The sequence below is a fragment of the Enterobacter asburiae genome (assembly GCF_001521715.1).
Taxonomy (GTDB): domain Bacteria; phylum Pseudomonadota; class Gammaproteobacteria; order Enterobacterales; family Enterobacteriaceae; genus Enterobacter; species Enterobacter asburiae.
This window is the reverse complement of sequence record NZ_CP011863.1, coordinates 4240775-4263295: the sequence shown is the minus strand read 5'-3', so window position 1 is coordinate 4263295 and position 22521 is coordinate 4240775. Positions and strand designations below refer to the sequence as shown.

General features: G+C 56.4%; 22 protein-coding genes. 10 read left to right on the top strand and 12 right to left on the bottom strand.

Annotation, left to right across the window (positions count from 1 at the left end):
• Positions 1 to 5: 5 nt before the first annotated feature.
• Positions 6 to 959, bottom strand: a complete 954-nt coding sequence (locus ACJ69_RS20695; protein ID WP_081051452.1) for an ABC transporter permease — start codon at positions 957 to 959, stop codon at positions 6 to 8.
• Between the two features lie 45 nt (positions 960 to 1004).
• Positions 1005 to 2594, bottom strand: coding sequence for an ABC transporter substrate-binding protein (locus tag ACJ69_RS20690; RefSeq protein WP_059347673.1), 1590 nt, complete (start codon positions 2592 to 2594; stop codon positions 1005 to 1007).
• Between the two features lie 245 nt (positions 2595 to 2839).
• Here ACJ69_RS20690 and yghU point away from each other — a divergent pair, with 245 nt between their 5' ends.
• Both yghU and ACJ69_RS20680 read left to right on the top strand, forming a co-directional pair.
• Complete coding sequence (yghU, locus tag ACJ69_RS20685; RefSeq protein WP_054829945.1) at positions 2840 to 3706, top strand: glutathione-dependent disulfide-bond oxidoreductase; 867 nt, start codon at positions 2840 to 2842, stop codon at positions 3704 to 3706.
• Positions 3707 to 3866: 160 nt separating this feature from the next.
• Positions 3867 to 4199 carry a hypothetical protein gene (locus ACJ69_RS20680; protein ID WP_029740720.1) on the top strand — a complete coding sequence of 111 codons (333 nt, stop codon included), beginning with the start codon at positions 3867 to 3869 and terminating at the stop codon, positions 4197 to 4199.
• 107 nt (positions 4200 to 4306) lie between these two features.
• Here the strand turns inward: ACJ69_RS20680 and ACJ69_RS20675 are convergent, their stop codons facing one another.
• On the bottom strand, positions 4307 to 4561 hold the full coding sequence (locus ACJ69_RS20675; protein ID WP_029740719.1) for a hypothetical protein: 255 nt from the start codon (positions 4559 to 4561) through the stop codon (positions 4307 to 4309).
• A 127-nt stretch (positions 4562 to 4688) separates the two neighbouring features.
• Positions 4689 to 6236: a methyl-accepting chemotaxis protein gene (locus tag ACJ69_RS20670; RefSeq protein WP_059347672.1), complete on the bottom strand. Its 1548-nt coding sequence runs from the start codon at positions 6234 to 6236 to the stop codon at positions 4689 to 4691.
• Positions 6237 to 6467: 231 nt separating this feature from the next.
• Here ACJ69_RS20670 and ACJ69_RS20665 point away from each other — a divergent pair, with 231 nt between their 5' ends.
• Entirely contained in the window at positions 6468 to 7508 is a 1041-nt protein-coding gene (locus ACJ69_RS20665; RefSeq protein ID WP_059347671.1) for an aldo/keto reductase, read from the top strand.
• A 93-nt stretch (positions 7509 to 7601) separates the two neighbouring features.
• Here the strand turns inward: ACJ69_RS20665 and ACJ69_RS20660 are convergent, their stop codons facing one another.
• The gene (locus ACJ69_RS20660) at positions 7602 to 8090 is read right to left on the bottom strand and encodes a TIGR00645 family protein (RefSeq protein ID WP_023309169.1); all 489 of its coding nucleotides are present in this window, start codon (positions 8088 to 8090) and stop codon (positions 7602 to 7604) included.
• Between the two features lie 81 nt (positions 8091 to 8171).
• Entirely contained in the window at positions 8172 to 8675 is a 504-nt protein-coding gene (locus ACJ69_RS20655; RefSeq protein WP_047646351.1) for an ESA_00282 family adhesion-associated protein, read from the bottom strand.
• A gap of 103 nt (positions 8676 to 8778) precedes the next feature.
• On the opposite strand from ACJ69_RS20655, the gene ACJ69_RS20650 reads away from it, so the two are divergent.
• On the top strand, positions 8779 to 9183 hold the full coding sequence (locus tag ACJ69_RS20650) for a hypothetical protein (protein WP_059347669.1): 405 nt from the start codon (positions 8779 to 8781) through the stop codon (positions 9181 to 9183).
• Position 9184: 1 nt separating this feature from the next.
• Positions 9185 to 9634: a hypothetical protein gene (locus ACJ69_RS20645; RefSeq protein WP_029740716.1), complete on the top strand. Its 450-nt coding sequence runs from the start codon at positions 9185 to 9187 to the stop codon at positions 9632 to 9634.
• A 42-nt stretch (positions 9635 to 9676) separates the two neighbouring features.
• On the opposite strand, the gene exbD is transcribed toward ACJ69_RS20645, so the two are convergent.
• Positions 9677 to 10102 (bottom strand): TonB system transport protein ExbD, encoded by a 426-nt coding sequence (gene exbD, locus ACJ69_RS20640; RefSeq protein ID WP_023309173.1) that lies wholly within the window; start codon positions 10100 to 10102, stop codon positions 9677 to 9679.
• 4 nt (positions 10103 to 10106) lie between these two features.
• On the bottom strand, positions 10107 to 10838 hold the full coding sequence (gene exbB, locus ACJ69_RS20635; protein WP_023309174.1) for a tol-pal system-associated acyl-CoA thioesterase: 732 nt from the start codon (positions 10836 to 10838) through the stop codon (positions 10107 to 10109).
• A 251-nt stretch (positions 10839 to 11089) separates the two neighbouring features.
• Between exbB and metC the strand changes: the two genes are divergently transcribed.
• Together metC and yghB are read left to right on the top strand one after the other, a co-directional pair.
• Positions 11090 to 12277 carry a cystathionine beta-lyase gene (metC, locus tag ACJ69_RS20630; protein WP_059347668.1) on the top strand — a complete coding sequence of 396 codons (1188 nt, stop codon included), beginning with the start codon at positions 11090 to 11092 and terminating at the stop codon, positions 12275 to 12277.
• A gap of 143 nt (positions 12278 to 12420) precedes the next feature.
• Positions 12421 to 13080, top strand: coding sequence for a DedA family general envelope maintenance protein YghB (gene yghB / locus ACJ69_RS20625; protein WP_029740714.1), 660 nt, complete (start codon positions 12421 to 12423; stop codon positions 13078 to 13080).
• A 39-nt stretch (positions 13081 to 13119) separates the two neighbouring features.
• On the opposite strand, the gene ACJ69_RS20620 is transcribed toward yghB, so the two are convergent.
• A complete protein-coding gene (locus ACJ69_RS20620) occupies positions 13120 to 14019 on the bottom strand; it encodes an AraC family transcriptional regulator (RefSeq protein WP_054829943.1) in 900 nt (299 codons plus the stop codon).
• Between the two features lie 195 nt (positions 14020 to 14214).
• On the opposite strand from ACJ69_RS20620, the gene yqhD reads away from it, so the two are divergent.
• Positions 14215 to 15378, top strand: a complete 1164-nt coding sequence (gene yqhD, locus ACJ69_RS20615; RefSeq protein ID WP_059347666.1) for an alcohol dehydrogenase — start codon at positions 14215 to 14217, stop codon at positions 15376 to 15378.
• Positions 15379 to 15483: 105 nt separating this feature from the next.
• Positions 15484 to 16311, top strand: coding sequence for a 2,5-didehydrogluconate reductase DkgA (dkgA, locus tag ACJ69_RS20610; RefSeq protein ID WP_054829942.1), 828 nt, complete (start codon positions 15484 to 15486; stop codon positions 16309 to 16311).
• An 84-nt stretch (positions 16312 to 16395) separates the two neighbouring features.
• Here dkgA and ACJ69_RS20605 read toward each other — a convergent pair whose 3' ends face one another.
• On the bottom strand, positions 16396 to 18567 hold the full coding sequence (locus ACJ69_RS20605) for a YgiQ family radical SAM protein (RefSeq protein ID WP_045356051.1): 2172 nt from the start codon (positions 18565 to 18567) through the stop codon (positions 16396 to 16398).
• Positions 18568 to 18766: 199 nt separating this feature from the next.
• Here ACJ69_RS20605 and ACJ69_RS20600 point away from each other — a divergent pair, with 199 nt between their 5' ends.
• Positions 18767 to 20242 carry a TrkH family potassium uptake protein gene (locus tag ACJ69_RS20600; protein ID WP_029740709.1) on the top strand — a complete coding sequence of 492 codons (1476 nt, stop codon included), beginning with the start codon at positions 18767 to 18769 and terminating at the stop codon, positions 20240 to 20242.
• Positions 20243 to 20272: 30 nt separating this feature from the next.
• Here ACJ69_RS20600 and ftsP read toward each other — a convergent pair whose 3' ends face one another.
• Both ftsP and plsC read right to left on the bottom strand, forming a co-directional pair.
• Entirely contained in the window at positions 20273 to 21685 is a 1413-nt protein-coding gene (gene ftsP, locus ACJ69_RS20595) for a cell division protein FtsP (RefSeq protein ID WP_059347664.1), read from the bottom strand.
• 58 nt (positions 21686 to 21743) lie between these two features.
• Positions 21744 to 22481 carry a 1-acylglycerol-3-phosphate O-acyltransferase gene (gene plsC / locus ACJ69_RS20590; RefSeq protein WP_029740707.1) on the bottom strand — a complete coding sequence of 246 codons (738 nt, stop codon included), beginning with the start codon at positions 22479 to 22481 and terminating at the stop codon, positions 21744 to 21746.
• Positions 22482 to 22521: the final 40 nt, after the last annotated feature.

Here is a 22521-nt window from a genome sequence, read left to right as displayed (position 1 = left end):
CCGGGCTACCTCAGCGTACGAATGCGGGGATCGGCGAAGCGATAAAGCACGTCGGCGATCAGGTTACCGACGATCAGCATAATCGACGAGAGCATGATGATCGCCATAATTAGCGGGTAGTCCAGCGAGGCGATCGACTGGATCCCGAGCAGCCCCATCCCCGGCCAGGAGAAGACGCTTTCCGTCACATAGGCCCCCACAATCAGCTCTCCGAACGACAGGCCGAACAGGGTAATCACCGGCAGCAGCACGTTTTTCAGCACGTGGTGGAACAGAATACTGGAACGCGTGGCGCCGTAGGCAAGCTGGGTCTGCACGTAGTCGGCCGAGAGCTGCGAGATGGTGTTGGAGCGGATATAGCGCACGTAGCTGGAGAGGTTGTAGAACGTGAGGGCAATACACGGCAGCACGCCGTGACGCAGCAGATCCAGCCCGTTGTCCTCCATGCCGATGGTGCGCATTCCCATGCTGGGGAACCAGTTAAGCTGCACGGCAAAAACGGTGATGAGCAGGATGCCGAACCAGAAAATCGGAACAGAAATGCCGATATAGGCGAATAAATTGAGGAGATGATCCAGCCAGCGGTGCTTAAATGCGCCCGCCAGCAGCCCCAGCGGGATCGCCAGCACGATCGCCATCAGCAGCGACGCCCCCATCAGCCCAAGCGTGGCCGGAATGCGTTCGCCGATCATCTCCAGCACCGGACGGTGGTAGATCAGCGAATAGCCGAGATCGCCCCGCAGGACGTTTTTCAGCCACAGGACGTACTGTGTGACCAGCGGCTTATCCAGCCCCAGGCTCTGGCGAATACGCTCGATATCTTCCGGATCCATGCGCGGCGTAATGTACGCCGCCACCGGATCGCCGGGCGCGAGTTTGACCAGCAGAAACGCCACCAGTGAAATAAAAAACAGCATCGGCAGCAGCTGCAGCAGCCGACGCGTGAGGAGTGTGTTCACGACATGCCCTTACCAAGGCCCCGACCTGACGGCCGGGGCAATTACTTATTTCTGATAGATTTTTGACAGATCCTGGAACAGATAGACCGGTTTCGGCTCCGCTTCCTGGGTGCCGCCGAAGCGCTTGTCCACCGCGACGGTCGCATTGGTGTAGGCGATCGGGTAGTAGGTCATATCGTTCGCCACGGTCTGCTGAATTTGCTTGTAGATATCGGCACGTTTCGCGGCGTCGGTTTCCACTGCGCCTTTATCCCACAGGGCATCAAACTGCGGATTTTTGTAGTGCGCGTAGTTATAGGCTTCGTTGCTCATGAACAGCGATTTGTAACCGTCCGGCTCGGAGCCCATGATGTAGCCGCCCAGGTTCAGCTCCCACGCGGTATTGTTCATATCGAGGCTGCGCTGAGACATCGCGTTGGAGTCCAGCGGCATCAGTTCCACGTTCACCCCAATGCCCTTCAGCGCCTGCTGAATGTAGAGCGCCATGCTCTCCTGGGTTTTGTTGGTGTTCACATACGCCAGGCGCAGCTTGAGGTTGTCCGGCGCGCCGGACGTCTTCAGCAGGTCTTTGGCTTTTTGCAGATCGAATTTGTACTGTTCAACGTCATCCGTCTTGTAAAGCGTATCTGGCGTCAGGAACGACGTTGCCGGTTTAGCGTAGTCCAGCGAGGTAAACGCGGTCTGGGTGAGCTCGTCTTTGTTGATGGCATACGCGATGGCCTGGCGCAGCGCTTTGCTCTTCATCACCGGCACGTTTTGGTTGAACGTCATATAGGCCAGACGGCCTTCCGGATAGACCACGAAGTCAAACTTACCGGTATTTTTCAGGCGGTTCACATCCTGCGGGTCAACCATTTTAAGGTTGATTTCACCGTTTTGCAGCGCAAGGTTAGCGGCGTTGCTGTCTTTAGCGAAACGGTAGGTGACCGAATCAAGCTTCGCTTTGCCGTTCCAGTAATCGTCAAAACGGGTCAGGGCGTAATACTGCCCGGCGCGGTACTCCTTAAATTTGAACGGCCCGGAGCCGACCGGCGCATCGTTTTTGCTGCTCTTTTCCAGGTCGCCTTCACCGGCGAACACGTGCTGCGGGATCGGGTAGATCTGTACCAGGGTGCCGGTAAAGGCCGCGCTGACCTGCGGCAATGTGAACTTAACGGTGCGCTCATCCACCTTGCTCACCTGTACCGGCTTGTCGCCGTAGGTGAACATGCTGCGGAAGAAGCTGTGCTGTTTGGCATCCAGCAGCTTGTTGAAGGTGAAGACCACGTCGTCCGCCGTCAGCGGCTGGCCATCCTGCCATTTCAGGTTGGGTTTTAACGTCAGGGTATAGCTCAGGTTGTCGGCGGAAGGCGTCAGGCTTTCCGCCAGGCCCCACTCAATGTTGCCGTTATTAAAGCTGTACAGCGGGGCATAGAGCGCCTGCATGATCGTTAAGGTTGTGCGGTCACTGGCATAGAGCGGATTAACGGCTAACGGGTCGCCGGAGGTAATTCCAATAATTAGCGAACCGCCCTCTTTTGGCGCATCGTTTTTTGCCGCAGCCGCACTGTTTGTCTCTTTATTTTTCGCATCATCACAGCCAGCCAGGCCTAACGCGAGCGAAACCACCACTGCCGATAACAGAAGCTTGCGCATCTCACTAACTCCTTGCCTTATAAAGTTTTTATTACTGCATCTTTTATTTATGTTGAAGCATCATATTCAGCTTTATCGGTTTACGCATTAATTATGAAAATGCGATTTTCGATTAAGCTTATGCCAGATTTGTTATATATAAGCGCCGGAAGGAATAGCGGTTAATTGATTGCGCTCGCAACGTTAAACGCTTCACAAATCTCCTGCTACACTGCCTCAACACATCACTCAAAAGGCAGGCCAACATGTCAGACAACACGTATCAGCCACCAAAAGTGTGGGAATGGAAAAAGAACGGCGGCGGCGCGTTCGCCAATATTAACCGCCCTATTTCCGGCGCGACCCATGAGAAAGATCTGCCCGTAGGCTCCCACCCGCTGCAGCTTTACTCTCTCGGGACACCGAACGGCCAGAAAGTAACGATCATGCTCGAAGAGCTGCTGGCGCTGGGCGTGACGGGCGCGGAATACGACGCATGGTTGATCCGCATCGGCGAGGGCGATCAGTTCTCCAGCGGGTTTGTAGACGTGAACCCGAACTCGAAAATACCGGCGCTGCGTGACCACTCCACGACCCCGCCAACGCGCGTCTTTGAATCCGGCAATATCCTGCTCTATCTGGCAGAGAAATTCGGTCACTTCCTGCCAAAAGATCCGGCGGGACGCACCGAGACCCTGAACTGGCTGTTCTGGCTGCAGGGCGCGGCGCCGTTCCTCGGCGGCGGTTTTGGCCACTTCTACAACTATGCCCCGGTAAAAATTGAGTACGCGATTGACCGCTTCACCATGGAAGCCAAACGCCTGTTCGACGTGCTGGATAAACAGCTGGCGCGCGGTCGCTACGTAGCGGGTGAGGAGTACACCATCGCGGATATCGCCATCTGGCCGTGGTTCGGCTGCGTGGCGTTGGGCAGCGTCTATAACGCCGCCGAGTTCCTCGACGCCGGGAAGTACACCAACGTCCAGCGCTGGGCGAAAGACGTGGCGAATCGCCATGCCGTTAAGCGCGGCCGCATCGTTAACCGCACCAGCGGCGAGCTGAACGAGCAGCTCCACGAGCGCCACGCGGCGAGCGACTTCGATATCAATACGGAAGATAAGCGTCAGGCGTAATGTTCCGCCGGGCGGATCCCCGCCCGGCAACTGAGATCCCTGCCCAGGGCATGATTAGCTTAAAGGTTGAGCCCCTATTGCTGGCACTATCTGGACGTTTTTCTCGCGTCTGAGAGTGAGAAATGACGTCTCAACCGACAGCAGTCACAAAGGATCTGTTATGAAACTTATTAAAACAACGCTGGTTATCAGCGCCCTCATTTTTTCCACCTCGGGAATGGCCATCGACAAAACTGCCGCTGGCGCCGTAGCAGGCGCGGCCATTGGTGCGGCCACGGGCAAAGATCTGAAATCGACCGTTGGCGGCGCCGTCGTGGGCGCAGGCACCGGTGCCATGTTCAAAAATGGCGGCAAAGGTAAAGCCGCGCGTAAGGGCGGCGCGGTAGGGGCTGCCGTGGGCGCAGGTGCCGCAGCGGTTACCGGCAAGAGCGTGCTGAAAGGTGCAGCCGTTGGTGCGGGCACGGGCGCGCTGATTGGTGAAGCGACGCACTGATAAATACAGCCGGGCAGCGCTGCGTTTGCCCGGCATGAATCACACTCCCGATGACGCCCTCCGCGTATTGTTCGTGTCTCATCCCTGGATAGTTTCCGTTAACCGCATTAATACTTAATGTCCCGCGCTTTTTGTCTTCCAGACTGTTTCATCTGACGCTTGTCCTGACGACAGTCGTGATTACTCTGGTTATTGTTCGCCACGCAGGTCTGCTTCACCTGCCGCGACGCGTCGCGGGTTTCCTGCCTGACATCACGCGCCACGCGCCGCTCCTGCGCCTGCTGGGTCGCACTGGCAGAAACCGAGAACAGCATCAGAAGAATGAAAGAAAGGACAGGAATGACAGATAACGATCTGTTCATAGCAACACCTCGAAGAAGAGAGCCCAGAACGTCAGGGGGGTTAGCAAAAGAATAGCAGTTTCAGAAGGGGCTGAATGGGGAAGGCGTTAATAATATAAGGCCGCACAAAGCGGCCTTATACGTTGCGTTATGCCGTCAGGCGGAACTTCTGCACCGAGCGCTGAAGATCTTCGGTCTGGCGCTCCAGCGCGGCCGCCGCGGCAGAAACCTCTTCAACCAGCGAGGCGTTTTGCTGGGTAACGCCGTCCATCTGGGTAATGGCAATCCCGACCTGCGAAATGCCCTTGCTTTGCTCCTCAGAGGCGGAAGCGATTTGCTTCATGATGGTCGTCACTTCCGTCACGTCGCGCAAAATCGCATCCATGGTGGTGCCGGTGTCGCTCACCAGCTGCGCCCCCTGCTCTACGCGGGAAACGGAGTCGGTAATCAGCCCCTCAATCTCTTTGGCCGCGTTGGCGCTGCGGCTTGCCAGGTTGCGAACTTCGCCTGCCACCACCGCGAAACCACGCCCCTGCTCACCCGCGCGCGCCGCTTCAACCGCCGCATTGAGTGCCAGGATATTGGTCTGGAAGGCAATGCTGTTGATCACGTTGGTGATTTCAGCAATTTTCTTCGAGCTTTCCGAAATTCCGCTCATGGTGGTCACCACCTCTTCCACCAGCGAGCCGCCGCGGCTGGCGGTAGTTGAGGCCACATCGGCCAGCTGGCTGGCCTGACGCGCGCTTTCCGCGTTCAGTTTCACCGTGGCGGTCAGCTGTTCCATGCTGGCTGCCGTCTCTTCCAGCGCAGCCGCCTGCTCTTCGGTACGGGAAGAGAGGTCGTTGTTACCGCTGGAGATTTCCGTCGCGCCGCGCCAGATGTTTTCACTGCCGGAGCGAATCGTGCTGACCGCTTCGCGCAGGCTGTCCTGCATAGCGCTCAGCAGCGGCACCAGCTGTCCCACGCAGTTACGACCGAACGGCTCAATGGGCTGGCTGAGATCGCCCTGGGCAATCTGGCGGAACTGCTGGCGAATGCGAGCCAGCGGTTTGACCAGCATCGCCACCAGGTAACGGTCGGTGAAGAGCAGGATCAGCAGGCCGATAATCGTGGCGACGATAATCACCGTGCGGGTCATGCTTGTCAGGCCGTCCACCACCACGCGGGTGCTGTCGAGCGACTTCGCGGCGGCATTGTTGAACTCCTCGGCGGCCGCGCCGAACGCACGGCTCAGCGGCGGCGTGACGTTGTTGGCCTGCTGGCGATACCCCTCCAGAGCCCCCTGCTTCGCCTGCTGCATTTGCGGCGTTACGCCCTGTTCGAGCAGCGCCTGCCAGGAGCCGATCACCCGGGAAGAGATCTGCTCATCCATCGGGCCTGGGGAGATCGCTTTCATCTCGGCCAGTTTCTTGCCCATGTTATCCAGCGCCTGTTGGGCGGAGGCCAAATCCGGCGTGCCGCCTGCGGCTTTGACTTCCATTGCGCGGCTCAGACGGGTCACAAAGCGGAAATATTGATCGTTTCCCTGGCTGAGTACCGTCATCTGTTTAACCAGCTGGCGGTCGACTTCATTGCCATCTGAAACGCGAGAAAGGGACCAGGTGCTGTACAACCCAACGCCCGCCCACATTAAACAAAAGATCCCGAGAATCGTCAGCATGACGAAACGGATCGTGAAATTACGGAGCATATTCATAAGTCTTCCTTGCCGTGAGGGTGAGTTCGCCCAGAGGCGAGTACTACTCTCGTTATCGGCAGGAAAGAGGGAAATTATAACGTTTTGTGATCATTTTTAATTAGCGTGGCTTCACTGGTCGCACAGCTGTCGTTAACCATTAAGCCCGCGCTTAGTGATGTAATTTGTGATGTGGTAAGTTCAGAATGAAAACGTTGTTTCGAAAAATTCATCAATAAGAAAGGAGACATCATGTCCTGGCACCCTTACCACGGCCGCTATGAGAGTATGCAATATCGTTATTGCGGTAAAAGTGGCCTGCGCCTGCCCGCGCTGTCGCTGGGACTGTGGCATAGCTTCGGCCACGTCCAGCCTCTTGACGCCCAGCGCGCGCTGCTGCGAAAAGCCTTCGACCTCGGCATCACCCATTTCGATCTCGCCAATAACTACGGCCCGCCGGCGGGCAGCGCGGAAGAGAATTTCGGCCGCCTGCTGCGTGAGGACTTTGCCGCGTACCGCGACGAGCTGATTATCTCCACCAAGGCGGGTTACGACATGTGGCCAGGGCCCTACGGTTCAGGCGGTTCGCGTAAGTATCTGCTCGCCAGCCTCGACCAGAGCCTGAAGCGTCTGGGCGTCGACTACGTGGATATTTTCTACTCCCACCGCGTGGATGAAAACACGCCGATGGAAGAGACGGCCTCTGCGCTGGCCCACGCCGTGCAGAGCGGCAAAGCGCTGTATGTCGGCATTTCCTCCTACTCGACCGATCGCACGCAGAAAATGGCCGAGCTGCTGCGCGAGTGGAAGATCCCGCTGCTGATCCACCAGCCGTCCTATAACCTGCTTAACCGCTGGGTCGATAAGACCGGTTTGCTGGATGCGCTGGAAGCAAACGGTACGGGGTGTATCGCCTTCACCCCGCTGGCGCAGGGGCTGCTGACCGGAAAATACCTGAACGGTATTCCTGAAGGTTCACGCATGCAGCGCGAAGGGAATAAAGCGCGCGGCCTGACGCAGAAGATGCTGACCGACGCCAACCTGAGCAGCCTTCGCCTGCTGAATGAGATGGCGCAGGCGCGTGGTCAAACCATGGCGCAGATGGCGCTAAGCTGGCTACTGAAGGATGCGCGCGTGACGTCCGTGCTGATTGGCGCAAGCCGCCCGGAACAGCTGGAAGAGAATGTTCAGGCGCTGGAAAACCTGCGCTTTACGGAGGACGAACTCAAGCGGATTGACCAGCATGTTGCGGATGGGGAGTTGAATCTGTGGCAGGCGTCGTCGGATAAATAGTGCGGTCTGATGCCCTCACCCCGGCCCTCTCCCACAGGGAGAGGGAGCTAACTATTCCCTCTCCCTGTGGGAGAGGGCTAGGGTGAGGGGAAATTACTTCTTACTGATCTTATCCAGATACCCCATCACAAACGCAGACAGCACAAACGTCAGGTGGATGATGACGTACCACATCAGTTTGTTATCCGGCACGTTCTTCGCGTCCATAAACACGCGAAGCAGGTGGATAGAGGAGATCGCCACAATCGACGCGGCCACTTTATTCTTCAGCGACGAAGCATCCATTTTGCCCAGCCAGCTGAGCTTCTCTTTACGCTCGTCGATATCGAGCTGGGAGACAAAATTCTCGTAGCCGGAGAACATCACCATCACCAGCAGCCCGCCCACCAGGGTCATATCCACCAGCGACAGCAGAACCAGAATCAGATCCGCTTCGGCAATAGAAAAAATGTTCGGCAGAACATGCCAGATTTCCTGAAAGAACTTAATCGTCAGCGCGATAAGTGCCAGCGAGAGGCCAAAATAGACGGGGGCCAGTATCCAGCGAGAGGCGTACATGGCATTTTCAAAAAAGCGTTCCATAAAGTCCTGTTTGCAAAAGAAACCAGCGCCCAGTATATCTCAACGGCGCTGGCTGTTTGCAATAACTCAACGGTACGTCATTCAGACGTTGTCTGGGTTAACCTCGGGACGTGCATACTCCGGCCAGACAAGCCCCACCAGTTCAGGATAGGCTTCCAGACTGAACTCACGAAAACACTGACGCAAATTTAATACGTCCAGATCGGAATAAGAGACCTTCTCGCCGTTAAGGCAGCGCTTTTTAATATTGTCATAATATTTATAGACTGCTGAATTCAGATCGCTACAGCGACGCTGCGCCTCAAACAGTCCGGGCGTGTCATTAATTTCCGACATTTTCATGCGCTTAATTGTCGCGTGTAAAAAGTCGATATATTCGTGGTTCACCCGCCAGTACCAGACAGGCGTAACGGAGTTCATCAATACAGAGAAATGGTCTTCCCCTTCCTCTTTTGTCATCAGTTCAGGTTGCGGGGGTTCACTGGTGTCTTTCGACACTTTTGTTTTATTGAATTCCTGCATCAATAAAAGCACACCAGCGGTCAGTAATAGTAATGTGATGACCGTAAAAAAGATGCTGTTCATGGGTAGGCTCCATTTTTTTTGATTTTAAATTTGCCTCATGATATTGTCAACGAATCTCACGCCTTTACCAACCCCACCCTGTTGAAAATAAAGGAAATTAAAAATGCTGCCCGACTATCTCGTCCCGGCTAAGTACCACATTACGCCTGTGGAACAGCAACCGACGGAAGCAGTAAAAGAGGCCAGTTTCACTCAGGGGAAAAGAAAGCTCTCTGATTTCGAGCCCGATATATTAATTGGTGTTTCCCGAACTGGCAAATCCCGAAATATGTTGCTGGAAGAGCACGATCGCCATATAAAAGACCGCTTATTTCGCGCCATAAAAATTGAAGCCTTTGTCCACCTGCTGAATGACCTCCAGGCCGAGGGTGAAATAGATGCCCAGAAACTAAGTCAAATAATGGCCGAGAAAACCGAAGAAATTAATGAAGCGGGCAATGAAATTTGGCTTAATTTAATTACGCGCGAAAAAAACAACCCAATTTTTTATAGCCTGGGGGAAGATTAACGTGAAAGAAGTTAAAAACAACGACGTTTATTTGACTTTAGATGATAAAAAAAGTGATGAATTTATCTTAAAGCAAAATCTCGACGCGCTGAGAAACACAAAAAATGACGAGATGACGCGTATTACACAAGACCTGGTATCGATCCCGGCGACGCTGGTTCGTCTGAAATGGCAGAATCGCCGTGAAATTTATCCGCTACAGGTCAAAGAAGAGATTTACGGTGCCGTGATGAACGCCATCATAGAACAGCGTCCCGAGCTGAAAGAGAAGCTTCTCGGACGTCTTGAGGCCAATTATCAGTATCTGCTTGCCAGAGAAATCGCCACCCTGCGTCTGACGCGCAAGCTGTCCGACGGTGAGTATCGTACCTCAAACGTCACCTGCGTGGCGCTGGATGAGGACGCGCTGGCAACCCCCTCTACCGCACCGACGGATAGCAAAAACGCATAAACCGACAGGCATAAAAAAAGCCGGCTTTCGCCAGCTTCTTTATCACTTCGAGGCCGCTTTCTCTTCGCCGACCAGTCCAATCTTCAGGTAACCCGCCTGATGCAGCGTGTCCATTACCTTCATCATGGTTTCATAATCAACGGTTTTATCCGCACGGAAGAAGACCGTTGTGTCTTTCTTACCGCCCGTAAGCTGCTCCAGCGCCGGGATGACCGAGTCGGCCGTCACCGGGTCGTTCCCGAGGAACATGGATTTATCCGCCTTCACCGACAGGTAGATAGGCTTCTCCGGGCGCGGCTGGGGCTGGCTGGAAGAGGCAGGCAGATTGACCTTCACATCAACCGTCGCCAGCGGCGCGGCTACCATGAAGATAATCAACAGAACCAGCATAACGTCGATAAACGGCGTCACGTTGATTTCATGCATTTCGCCGTTATCGTCCAGATTTTCGTTTAGACGCATCGCCATACTCTTAACCTGCGCGCAGTTTAGACGCCGCGTGCACCGGCTTAACCGAGCTGGCGTTCAGGTCGAGATCGCGGCTTTGCAGCAGCAGAACCTGCGCGGCAACGTCACCCAGCGTGGCTTTGTAGCTGCCAATCATACGCGCGAAGATGTTGTAGATAACCACCGCCGGGATAGCGGCAACCAGACCGATTGCCGTCGCCAGCAGCGCTTCTGCGATACCCGGCGCCACGACCGCCAGGTTGGTGGTTTGGGTCTGCGCGATACCGATAAAGCTGTTCATGATGCCCCAGACCGTACCGAAAAGACCGATGAACGGTGAGATCGCGCCGATGGTTGCCAGATAACCATTGCCGCGTCCCATGTGTCGGCCAACGGCCGCAACGCGACGCTCCAGGCGGAAACCGGTACGCTCTTTGATACCTTCGTTATCTTCACTGCCAGCGGAGAGTTCCAGCTCGTTCTGTGCTTCATTCACTAACAGGGTGGTCAGGCTTTTCGCGTGGAAGGATGAGGTCATGTCTGCAGCCTGATCCAGAGAGCGGGCTTCTGCCAGCTGCTGCTGTTCCCGCTTAAGGCGGCGCTTCTGCGAAAGCAGCTCGGCGCTCTTGCTGAAGAAGATAGCCCAGGTGACAACGGACGCCAGAATCAGGCCGATCATCACAATCTTAACCACGATGTCAGCATGCTGATACATGCCCCAAACGGAGAGATCCGTCTGCATCAAATTATTACCCACTCTGTATCTCCAGGACGCAAATCACAAAATCTGAGCGTAATAATATCAAAACGTCGTCGAATTGATAGTAGTTCTCATTAGTATTTGCATGGTGCCGTAATTTTCGCTCACTTTCCTTGCGCTTACGCAGTAAAAATTTCTTATGCGAATTTTTGCTAATATTTTCTGTTTATTCGATAAGCCGCGGGGTGCAGTTTTTTCCAATCGTGGTAGTCTGGACGTCCAGACGTATAAAAACAGGGTTAGCGAACATGACAAAGAAGCATCTTGATACCACGCTGGTACAGGCAGGACGCAGCAAAAAATATACGCAGGGATCGGTCAACAGCGTGATTCAACGAGCCTCCTCGCTGGTGTTTGATACCGTTGAGGAGAAAAAAATTGCCACGCGCAACCGCGCGAAAGGCGGGCTGTTTTATGGCCGTCGCGGCACGCTAACCCATTTTTCGCTGCAGGAGGCGATGTGCGAGCTGGAAGGCGGCGCGGGCTGCGCGCTGTTCCCCTGCGGGGCGGCTGCGGTGGCCAACACCATTCTGGCTTTTGTGGAACAGGGCGACCATATCCTGATGACCAACACCGCCTACGAGCCCAGCCAGGACTTCTGCACCAAAATCCTCAGCAAGCTCGGCGTAACGACCGGCTGGTTCGACCCGCTGATTGGTGAAGGCATTGCCGAACTTATTCAGCCAAACACGCGCATTGTGTTCCTGGAATCTCCGGGCTCGCTCACCATGGAAGTTCACGACGTGCCGGCTATCGTGAAGGCCGTGCGCAGCAAAGCCCCAGAGGCGATCGTGATGATCGACAACACCTGGGCGGCGGGCGTGCTGTTTAAAGCCCTGAGGTTCGACATTGATATCTCGATTCAGGCGGCGACGAAATACCTGATAGGCCACTCTGACGGCATGATTGGCACTGCGGTCTCCAACGCGCGCTGCTGGGATCAGCTGCGTGAAAATGCCTACCTGATGGGCCAGATGGTGGATGCAGACACGGCCTACATGACCAGCCGCGGTATCCGCACGCTGGGCGTTCGCCTGCGTCAGCACCATGAAAGCAGCCTGAAGGTGGCCGAATGGCTGGCGCAGCATCCGCAGGTTGAGCGCGTGAATCATCCTGCGTTACCGGGCAGTAAAGGCCACGAATTCTGGCAGCGTGACTTTACGGGCAGCAGCGGTTTGTTCTCGTTCGTACTGAAAAAGCGGCTAAATAACGACGAGCTGGCGAGCTATCTGGATAATTTTACCCTCTTCAGCATGGCCTACTCCTGGGGCGGTTTTGAATCCCTGATCCTGCCTAACCAGCCGGAACAGGTTGCGGCTCTGCGCCCCGGCGGAGAAGTGGACTTCAGCGGCACCCTGATTCGACTGCATATCGGTTTAGAAAATGTTGACGATCTGATTGCCGATTTAGCAGCAGGGTTCGAGCGTATCGTGTAGAGTGCTGGCTGAAAATGTACTCTCTGGACGCTTTTGTGGACACGGCAATGAGAAAAGTCTGCATGAGTTGCGCCCGGGATCAAACCCGACGGGCGAATAAGGGAGTACAATAGCTCTATATCTGCTGTTCCACAGGAAAGTCCATGGCTGTTATTCAAGATATTATCGCGGCGCTCTGGCATCACGACTTTGCCGCGCTGGCGGATCCTCACATCGTTGGTATCGTTTACCTCGTGATGTTCGCAACTCTGTTTCTGGAAAATGGATTACTGCCAGCCTCGTTTTTACCCGGTGACAGCCTGCTTTTACTTGCCGGGGCATTAATCGGGAAAGGCGTCATGGACTTCACGCCAACGATGGTTATTCTCACCTCCGCAGCCAGCCTGGGCTGCTGGCTGAGCTATCTGCAGGGCCGCTGGCTTGGGAATACCCGCGTCGTAAAAGGCTGGCTGGCGCAGTTACCGCATAAATATCATCAGCGTGCGACCTGCATGTTCGACAGGCATGGCCTGCTGGCCCTGCTGGCGGGGCGTTTCCTCGCGTTTGTTCGCACGCTTCTGCCTACGATGGCGGGCATTTCCGGTCTGTCAAACCGCCGCTTCCAGTTCTTCAACTGGCTGAGCGCTCTGCTGTGGGTGGGTGTGGTCACCACGCTCGGCTATGCGCTGAATATGATCCCCTTTGTGAAACACCATGAAGATCAGGTGATGACCTTCCTGATGGTGCTGCCGATGTTCCTGCTGGTGGCAGGACTGGTGGGAACCATCGCGGTGGTAATTAAGAAGAAGTACTGCAGCGCCTGATCCCCTCACCCTATCCCCATAGGGGAGTGGGGAAAAAGCTTAAGCTCCCTGCATGGTTCGGATGCGTGATGCATCCTCTCCCGGCGTGACGCCGAAATAGCGCTTAAACTCACGACTGAACTGCGACGCACTTTCGTAACCCACCCGCATCGCCGCCGCGCTGGCCTTCATGCCGTCGTGGATCATCAGCATCCGCGCCTTATGCAGCCGGTAGGTTTTAAGGTACTGCAGCGGCGAGGTGCTGGTCACCGACTTGAAGTTATGATGAAACGCCGAGACGCTCATGTTCGCTTCCGCCGCCAGCTGGTCGACGCTGAGGTTTTCCGTGTACTGGCTTTCAATGCGCTTGAGCACGCGGCTTATCAGGCTGAAGTGGGTCTGTCGGCTCACAAGAGCCAGTAACGCCCCGCCGCCCGGGCCCAGCAGCACATGGTAGAGAATTTCGCGGACGATCTGCTTGCCCAGAATACGCGCGTCCAGCGGTCTTTCCATCACGTCCAGCAGACGCTCAATGGCGCAGAGGATCTCTTCCGACAGCGTCGCCGAGTTAATCCCGCTCGATGCCATAGACGGCTGGAAGAACTCATCTTCTCCAATCTCCATCAGCAGCTCCTGCAGCTGAAGAATATCGACGTTGACGCGAATACCGGCCAGCGGAACGGCCTCTGTCGCGAAGGTTTCACATTCGAAGGGTAAAGGTACCGTCAGAAGCAGATATTCATTGGTGTCGTAGCGGAACACGCGCTCGTTGATATAGCCAATTTTATGGCCCGAGAAGAGAAAAACGATGCCCGGCTGGTACATGACCGGCGTGCGCGTCCCGGGCTGCGTTCCATAAAGCAGGCGAATGTCAGGAAGCAGATCGCTGACGCCATTTTCTTTATCTATCAGTTTTTTAATCTGCGCAGTGAGCTGATGGCAGATCGCTTCACGGTTCATATTACGTTACTCCGGGTACGGTTTCCGACGTTGACAGTGTGCGTGCTTTTCCGCGCTTTCTCCAGCGCTCTGTAGAAATGGGCAAGACATCGGCAGGAATGTGCATTGAGAGGATAGCCCCGGACGGCCACAATGTGCAGCATCAGGTCGCCCTCTGCGCCACCACGGTTTTTCACCCACTAAAGGGAACGAGCAATGAACAACTTTAATCTTCACACCCCAACCCGCATTCTGTTTGGTAAAGACGCTATCGCCGATCTGCGCGCGCAGATCCCTGCTGACGCCCGCGTACTGATCACCTACGGTGGCGGCAGCGTGAAAAAAACCGGCGTGCTGGATCAGGTTTACAGCGCCCTGGACGGTCTGGACGTGCGTGAGTTCGGCGGCATCGAGCCAAACCCGTCTTACGAAACGCTGATGAACGCGGTGAAAATCGCCCGCGAAGAGAACATCACCTTCCTGCTGGCCGTCGGCGGCGGCTCCGTGCTTGACGGCACCAAATTCATCGCGGCGGCAGCGCACTACGCTGACGGCATCGATCCGTGGCACATCCTGGAAACCCGCGGCAGCGACATTAAAAGCGCCATCCCGATGGGCTCCGTGCTGACCCTGCCAGCGACGGGCTCTGAATCCAACAAGGGCGCGGTGATCTCCCGTAAAACGACCGGCGACAAGCAGGCCTTTATGAACGAACACGTTCAGCCTGTGTTCGCGATCCTGGATCCGGTTTACACCTACACCCTGCCTGCGCGTCAGGTGGCAAACGGCGTGGTCGATGCCTTTGTTCATACCGTTGAGCAGTACGTCACGTATCCGGTGAATGCCAAAATTCAGGATCGTTTCGCGGAAGGCATTCTGCTGACGCTCGTAGAAGAAGGTCCGAAAGCGCTGCAAGAGCCGGAAAACTACGACGTGCGTGCCAACGTCATGTGGGCGGCAACGCAGGCGCTGAACGGCCTGATCGGCGCTGGAGTACCGCAGGACTGGGCAACCCACATGCTGGGCCACGAGCTGACGGCGATGCACGGTCTGGACCACGCGCAAACGCTGGCCGTTGTGCTGCCTGCCCTGTGGAACGAAAAGCGGGACACCAAGCGCGCCAAGCTGCTGCAGTACGCCGAGCGCGTGTGGAACATCACCGAGGGTTCTGACGATGCGCGTATTGATGCCGCGATCGAAGCGACCCGGAGCTTCTTTGAAGGTCTGGGCGTGCCAACGCGTCTCTCTGGCTACGGTCTGGACGGCAGCTCCATCCCTGCTCTGCTGGCGAAACTCGAAGAACACGGCATGACCCACCTGGGCGAGCACGGCGACATTACGCTGGACGTCAGCCGTCGCATCTACGAAGCGGCACGCTAAGCGTTTTTGCCCTCCCGACTTTCGTTTTTTGACATTTCGTCCAGACTTAATGCACACCCCATCGCCGGAGGAACCCTCCGGCGATGCGCACCTGAAGGAGGAAAAATGGCAAACCAAACCGTAATCAAGCTGCAGGACGGCAACGTGATGCCCCAGCTGGGGCTAGGTGTATGGAAAGCCGGTAACGACGAGGTCGTCTCCGCCATTCATAAAGCCCTGGAAGTCGGCTATCGGTCCATTGATACCGCCGCCGCGTACAAAAACGAGGACGGCGTGGGGACCGCACTGGCCAGCGCCGGCGTCCCCCGCGATGAGTTATTCATCACCACAAAACTGTGGAACGACGATCAAAAACGCCCCCGCGAAGCGCTGGAGGAGAGCCTGGAGAAACTCCAGCTCGATTTCGTCGATCTCTGGCTGATGCACTGGCCGGTTCCGGCTATCGACCATTACGTTGACGCCTGGAAAGGGATGATTGACCTGCAGAAAGAGGGGCTGGTGAAAAGCATCGGCGTCTGTAACTTCCAGGTTCATCACCTGCAGCGGCTGATTGACGAGACTGGCGTTGCGCCAGTGATTAACCAGATTGAGCTGCACCCGCTAATGCAGCAGCGCCAGCTTCATGCCTGGAACGCCACGCATAAGATCCAGACCGAGTCCTGGAGCCCGCTGGCGCAGGGCGGCGAAGGGGTATTCGATCAAAAGATTATCCGTGAGCTGGCGGATAAATACGGTAAAACCCCGGCGCAAATCGTCATTCGCTGGCATCTGGACAACGGCCTGGTGGTGATCCCGAAATCGGTCACGCCGTCGCGCATCGCCGAGAACTTCGACGTCTGGGATTTCCGTCTGGACAAAGACGAGCTGGGTGAGATTGCGAAGCTGGATAAGGGCAAGCGGCTTGGGCCGGACCCGGACCAGTTTGGCGGTTAAGTGCGTAAAAAAGCCGGGTGGCGGCTTCGCCATACCCGGTCTACGTGTCTACATAAAAAACCCCGGCTTGCCGGGGTTTTTTATTTACGCTTTGCGCTTCACGGGCTTCTTCACACTCGAATTACCGTTTGAACGCTGATGCACAATCGGCGTGTGCTTGGTGAGCGCCGGGCGCGTATTGCGGTTCTGGCGACGCGCTTCGCGCATCTCATCCAGCGTCGGGGCCGGTACCAGGCAGTCGCGACGCGAGCCGATCAGGTGTTTTTTACCCATCTCTTCCAGCGCCTGACGGATCAGCGGCCAGTTTTTCGGATCGTGGTAACGCAGCAGCGCTTTATGCAGACGACGCTGTTTATCCCCTTTCGGCACCACCACCTCTTCACTCTTATAACCAATCTTACTCAGCGGGTTCTTGCCGGTGTAATACATGGTCGTCGAGTTGGCGAGCGGTGACGGATAGAAGTTCTGCACCTGATCCAGGCGGAAGCGACGCTGCTTCAGCCACAGCGCCAGGTTCACCATGTCCTCATCGCGCGTGCCCGGGTGGGCGGAGATGAAGTATGGGATAAGATACTGCTCTTTACCCGCCTGCTTCGAATAGGTATCGAACAGCTCTTTAAAGCGATCGTAGCTGCCCATGCCCGGCTTCATCATTTTCGACAGCGGGCCTTCCTCGGTGTGCTCCGGCGCAATCTTCAGATAGCCGCCGACGTGGTGCGTCGCCAGCTCTTTGATGTAGCGCGGATCTTCCACGGCGATGTCGTAACGTACCCCGGACGCGATCAGGATCTTTTTGATGCCCTTCAGGTCGCGCGCGCGGCGGTAGAGATTGATCGTCGGCTCGTGGTTAGTGTCCATATGCTCGCAAATGCTCGGATAGACGCAGGAGAGGCGACGGCAGGTTTGCTCCGCGCGCGGCGATTTGCAGCGCAGCATGTACATGTTCGCGGTTGGGCCGCCAAGGTCGGAAATCACGCCGGTAAAGCCCGGAACCGAGTCGCGAATCGCTTCGATCTCATTGATGATCGAATCTTCAGAGCGGCTCTGGATAATACGCCCTTCGTGCTCGGTAATGGAGCAGAAGGAACAGCCGCCGAAGCAGCCGCGCATGATGTTGATCGAGAAGCGGATCATCTCATACGCCGGGATACGGGCGTTGCCGTACGCCGGGTGCGGAACGCGCTTGTACGGCAGCGCAAAGACGCTGTCCATCTCTTCGGTGGAGAGCGGGATCGCCGGCGGGTTAATCCAGATAAAGCGCTCGCCGTGCTTCTGCATCAGCGCGCGGGCGCAGCCCGGGTTGGTTTCATGGTGCAGAATACGGGACGCGTGCGCGTAGAGCACCTTGTCGGCTTTCACCTTCTCGTAGGACGGCAGCAGCACGTAGGTCTTTTCCCACGGTTTCGGGCGCGGCGGCTGCACAACGATAGCCTTCGCTTCCGCTTTTTTCGGCTCAACCGGCTTGTTATCGGCACACGGCAGATCTTCGCCGTACGGGTGCGGGATCGGGTCGATTTTGCCCGGCATATCAATGATGCGGGAATCCACCCCGCTCCAGCCCGGCAGCGCCTCTTTCACCATAATGGCGGTATTGCGCACGTCGCGGATGCTGCTCACCGGTTCACCCTGCGACAGACGGTGCGCCACTTCCACCAGCGGACGCTCGCCGTTACCGTAAATCAGCATGTCGGCTTTGGAATCCACCAGCACCGAGCGGCGAACGGTATCTGACCAGTAGTCGTAGTGGGCGGTGCGGCGCAGGCTTGCCTCGATGCCGCCCAGGATCACCGGCACGTCTTTCCAGGCTTCTTTACAGCGCTGGGTATAGACCAGGGTTGCGCGGTCGGGGCGTTTACCCGCCACGTTATCCGGCGTGTAGGCGTCGTCATGACGCAGCTTGCGGTCGGCGGTATAGCGGTTGATCATCGAGTCCATGTTGCCTGCGGTGACGCCGAAGAACAGGTTCGGTTTACCCAGACGCATAAAGTCGTCTTTGCTGTTCCAGTCAGGCTGGGAGATGATCCCCACGCGGAAGCCCTGCGCCTCAAGCATACGGCCACAGATGGCCATACCGAAGCTCGGATGGTCAACGTAGGCATCGCCCGTGACCAGAATGATGTCGCAGCTGTCCCAGCCCAGTTGGTCCATCTCTTCCCGGGACATCGGCAGGAACGGTGCCGGTCCAAAGCAGGCCGCCCAGTACTGGGGCCAGGAGAAGAGGTCACGATCCGGCTGGATCAGGGAAATTGCGCTCATAATGCTTCCGAAGAAAAAATAGACAAAAGGAGCGGGATTATACGCTGTTCATCCGCCAGATTTGAAGAAAAGGATGCATGAAGCAGGCAGATATTCGTGGAAGTCGTTAAAATACGGCGCCCTGATAATTTTGAATCATAATATTCACTATATTTTCCGGTGATTTGCCCCGGAACGTGTTATTGCGCGGAGCTCTGTCGTGAAGCCCAACGATTCGTTACATGTATCCCAGCTGCGGGTTGTCCTTCACCTCTGCGGTTTTCTGGTTCTGCTGTACAGCCTTTCCATGCTGCCGCCGATGGTTATCGCCCTGCTGAATAAAGAGCGAACCTACTTTGCCTTTCTGACCACCTTTTTAACCTTTTTTACTCTCGGAGGGTTAACCTGGCGGGCAACCCGTCACGCCGGCATACAGCTTCGCACCCGCGACGGGTTTGTGATTATCGTGCTGTTCTGGCTGCTGTTTTCATTCATTAGCGCCATGCCGCTCTGGATGGATGACGGGCTACAGCTCTCCTTTGCCGACGCGCTCTTTGAAGGGGTTTCCGGGATCACCACCACCGGGGCAACGGTAATCGGGGACGTCAGCGCCCTGCCTAAGTCGTACCTTTATTACCGCGCACAGCTGAATTTCATTGGCGGGTTAGGCGTCATCGTGCTGGCCGTCGCGGTCCTGCCGCTGCTGGGCATCGGCGGCATGAAGCTCTATCAGTCAGAGATGCCGGGGCCGTTCAAGGAGGAACGTCTGACTCCCCGCCTTGCCGATACCGCGCGCACGCTGTGGGTGACCTACTTCGCGCTGGGCGTGGCCTGCACCCTGGCCTACTGGCTGGCGGGAATGTCATTTTTTGACGCCCTCTGTCACGGGCTGTCGACCGTGTCGTTGGGCGGGTTCTCCACCCGCAGCGAGAGCATTGGGTTTTATGACAGCCACGCGATTGAGCTGGTCGCCGGGGCGTTTTCACTGCTCTCCGCGTTCAACTTCACCCTCTGGTACGTCGCCATTGTCAGACGCACCCTGAAACCGATTCGCCGCAGCCCGGAGGTTAAATTCTTTCTGAGCGCCGCCGCGGTGATTATTGTCATCACCGCCTGGCAGGTCTGGCATGCAGGGATGTACAACGCCACGGATAGCCTGGTGCACGCCTTCTTCCTTGCCAGTTCGATGATGACCGATAACGGCCTTTCGACCGCCGACTATGCCCAATGGCCCGCACACACCATTTTCCTGCTGTTGAGCGCCAGCTTTTTTGGCGGCTGCGTAGGCTCGACCTGCGGCGGGATCAAAGCCCTGCGTTTTCTCATTATGTTCAAGCAGAGTATTCAGGAGATGAACCAGCTGGCGCATCCGAGAGCGCTGCTGAGCATTAAGGTGGGCAAAAGCGTGGTGAATGAACGCGTCCTGCGCTCGGTATGGAGCTTCTTTTTTCTCTACGTCATGATCACGGGCTTTTTTGTCTGGTCGCTCAATCTGATGGGCTACGACCTGTTTACCTCATTCGCAACGGTTGCCGCCTGCATCAACAACATGGGGCTGGGGTTTGGGGAGACGGCGTCGACGTTTGGCACGTTAACAGAGGGGGCAAAACTGCTGATGTGCGCGGCGATGATCTTAGGGCGTCTGGAAATTTACCCGGTGCTGATTCTGTTCTCGCGCTTTTTCTGGCGGGCATAAACCATTCCCGGCGAACCGGGAATGTTGGGGTTAAGGTGCGGGGTTGATCAGCATCTGCCCCACGGAGCCCCTGTCCATCATCTCCAGCGTCTGGCTGTGGAACAGGAACGGGAAGTGCGGCCACGAAGGCTGACCGTAATAGACAAGCAGTTCAACCTGACCGTCCACCCAGACGGTATCTTTCCAGCCGCGGTCTTCCGGGAACGGCATCGCGCCGTTGACGTTGCGGATCAGGAATGCCACCCCTTCAATATGGAACGACTGCGGCATATCTGAACGGACCGTCCAGCGCTCCCAGGTGCCCTGCTGCGCGGTAATGTCGATGCGGTTGACGTCCCACAGCGCGCCGTTGATCCCCGGATCGTCGCCCAGGCTGATATCACGGCTGCGCACCGGCGAGCCGCTCATGATCTCCTGCGGCAGCAGGCGCATTGGCAGGCTATCGGTCACCAGCGGCAGCAGACCGGTTGGACGCAGGGTCAGCACCAGGGTCGAGACAAGTATGCTTGACGGTTCAAAGAACCCGCGAATACGGTCAACAATGCTCGCCGCTTCACCGCAGGTTAGCGACACTTCATCCCCGTTGGTCATGTCCACGAGAATTTCGCGACGTTCACCCGGCGAGAGCGCCAGCTGTTTGACGGAAACCGGCGCCGGCAAAAAGCCCTGGTCGCCGGAAATCACGTGCAGCGGACGGCCATCGCTTATTTGCAGCTGATAGCGGCGCGAGTTAGAGGCGTTGAGCAGGCGAAGGCGCACCCAGCCGCGCGAGACCTCGACGTACGGGCTTTGCGCGCCGTTGACCAGCAGCGTATCGCCGACGAAGCCACCGCTGCCCGGCTCGCTGTATTCCGGCGTACCGAAATTATCCAGACGTTTGTCCTGGATGATAATCGGGAAATCATCCACACCGTAGTGGTTCGGGATCGGCAGGGATTTGCTGACCTCATCTTCCACCAGCCACATTCCGGCCAGGCCGTTATAGACCTGCTGCGCCATGCGGTTAGGCGTGTTGGCGTGATACCACAGGGTTGCTGCGCTCTGGCGAATCGGCAGAACCGGCGCCCAGTCGGCGCTGGGTGACATCATTCGCGCCGCGCCGCCAATCAACGGGCCAGGCACCTGTAGGCCGCTGATGGTCATGGCGACATTTTCAGGGGTACGGTTACTGTAGATGAGCTTAACGTCATCGCCATTCCACACGCGTATGGTCGGCCCAAGATAACGTCCGTTAATGCCCCAGACAGGCGCGCGCGTCCCCTGGGTGAAGGACCAGTGGCTGCGCTGCAGCGTCAGGAAAAGCGGCTGACCGCGACGGGATTCAATTAATGGCGGAATAGGCAGCGGCTGTTGCTGCCCGGCGGCGCTGGCTGTCAGCGGCATCGCACCCGCACAAAGGGCGATCCCGGAAGCCTGAATAAACTGACGCCGACTGAGTGACATATAAGCTCCATCTGAAACGACTAACAACGCGGGAATTCGTTTTCCCTTCAACGCCGGATTAAATCTTACCGGCGGCTTCTCTCTCTGCGACTTCTTTGTCGAGCTGCGCAATATGCTGAGCCATCAGCTCACGGCAGTGCGCTGCCAGCTCGCGCACCTGGTCTTTACCGTATTTGCTGGTATCGACGGGTGGCAGCATTTCAACAATCACCAGCCCGTTATTCAGGCGGTTAAGATTAATCTTATTCGAAGTATTGGAAACGCACACAGGAATAATTGGAACACCTGCCGCAATTGCGGCATGAAACGCCCCGGTTTTAAACGGCAGCAGGCCGCGGCCGCGGCTGCGCGTTCCTTCCGGGAACATCCAGATTGAGATTTTGCGCTTTTTAAAATGATTCACCACTTCCGCAATGGTGCTGTGCGCTTTCGCCCGGTTGTTACGGTCAATCAGCAGGTTACCGGTCAGCCAGTACAGCTGGCCAAAAAACGGGATCCACAGCAGGCTTTTTTTCCCTACCGTCACGGTCGGCGGTAAAACGATATTTGCGGCGGTCACCATATCGTAATTGTTCTGATGGTTAGCGATATAGATGGCGTTACCGAAATTCTCCGCCCCTTCAGGCAGACGTTTCTCAACCTTCAGGCCAAACAGCGGCGCAAGACGCCCGAACATATGGCCGAAGGTGGCAACATGCTTAGGATTACGCGGACTGAACAGGCAATAGATGCAGCCGAAAATACAGACCAGAATGCAGTAGATAACGGTAAGAATAAGACGAACAATATATAGCATAGCGACCTCTGAAGCCCCAACAGCTGACAATTATACTTCA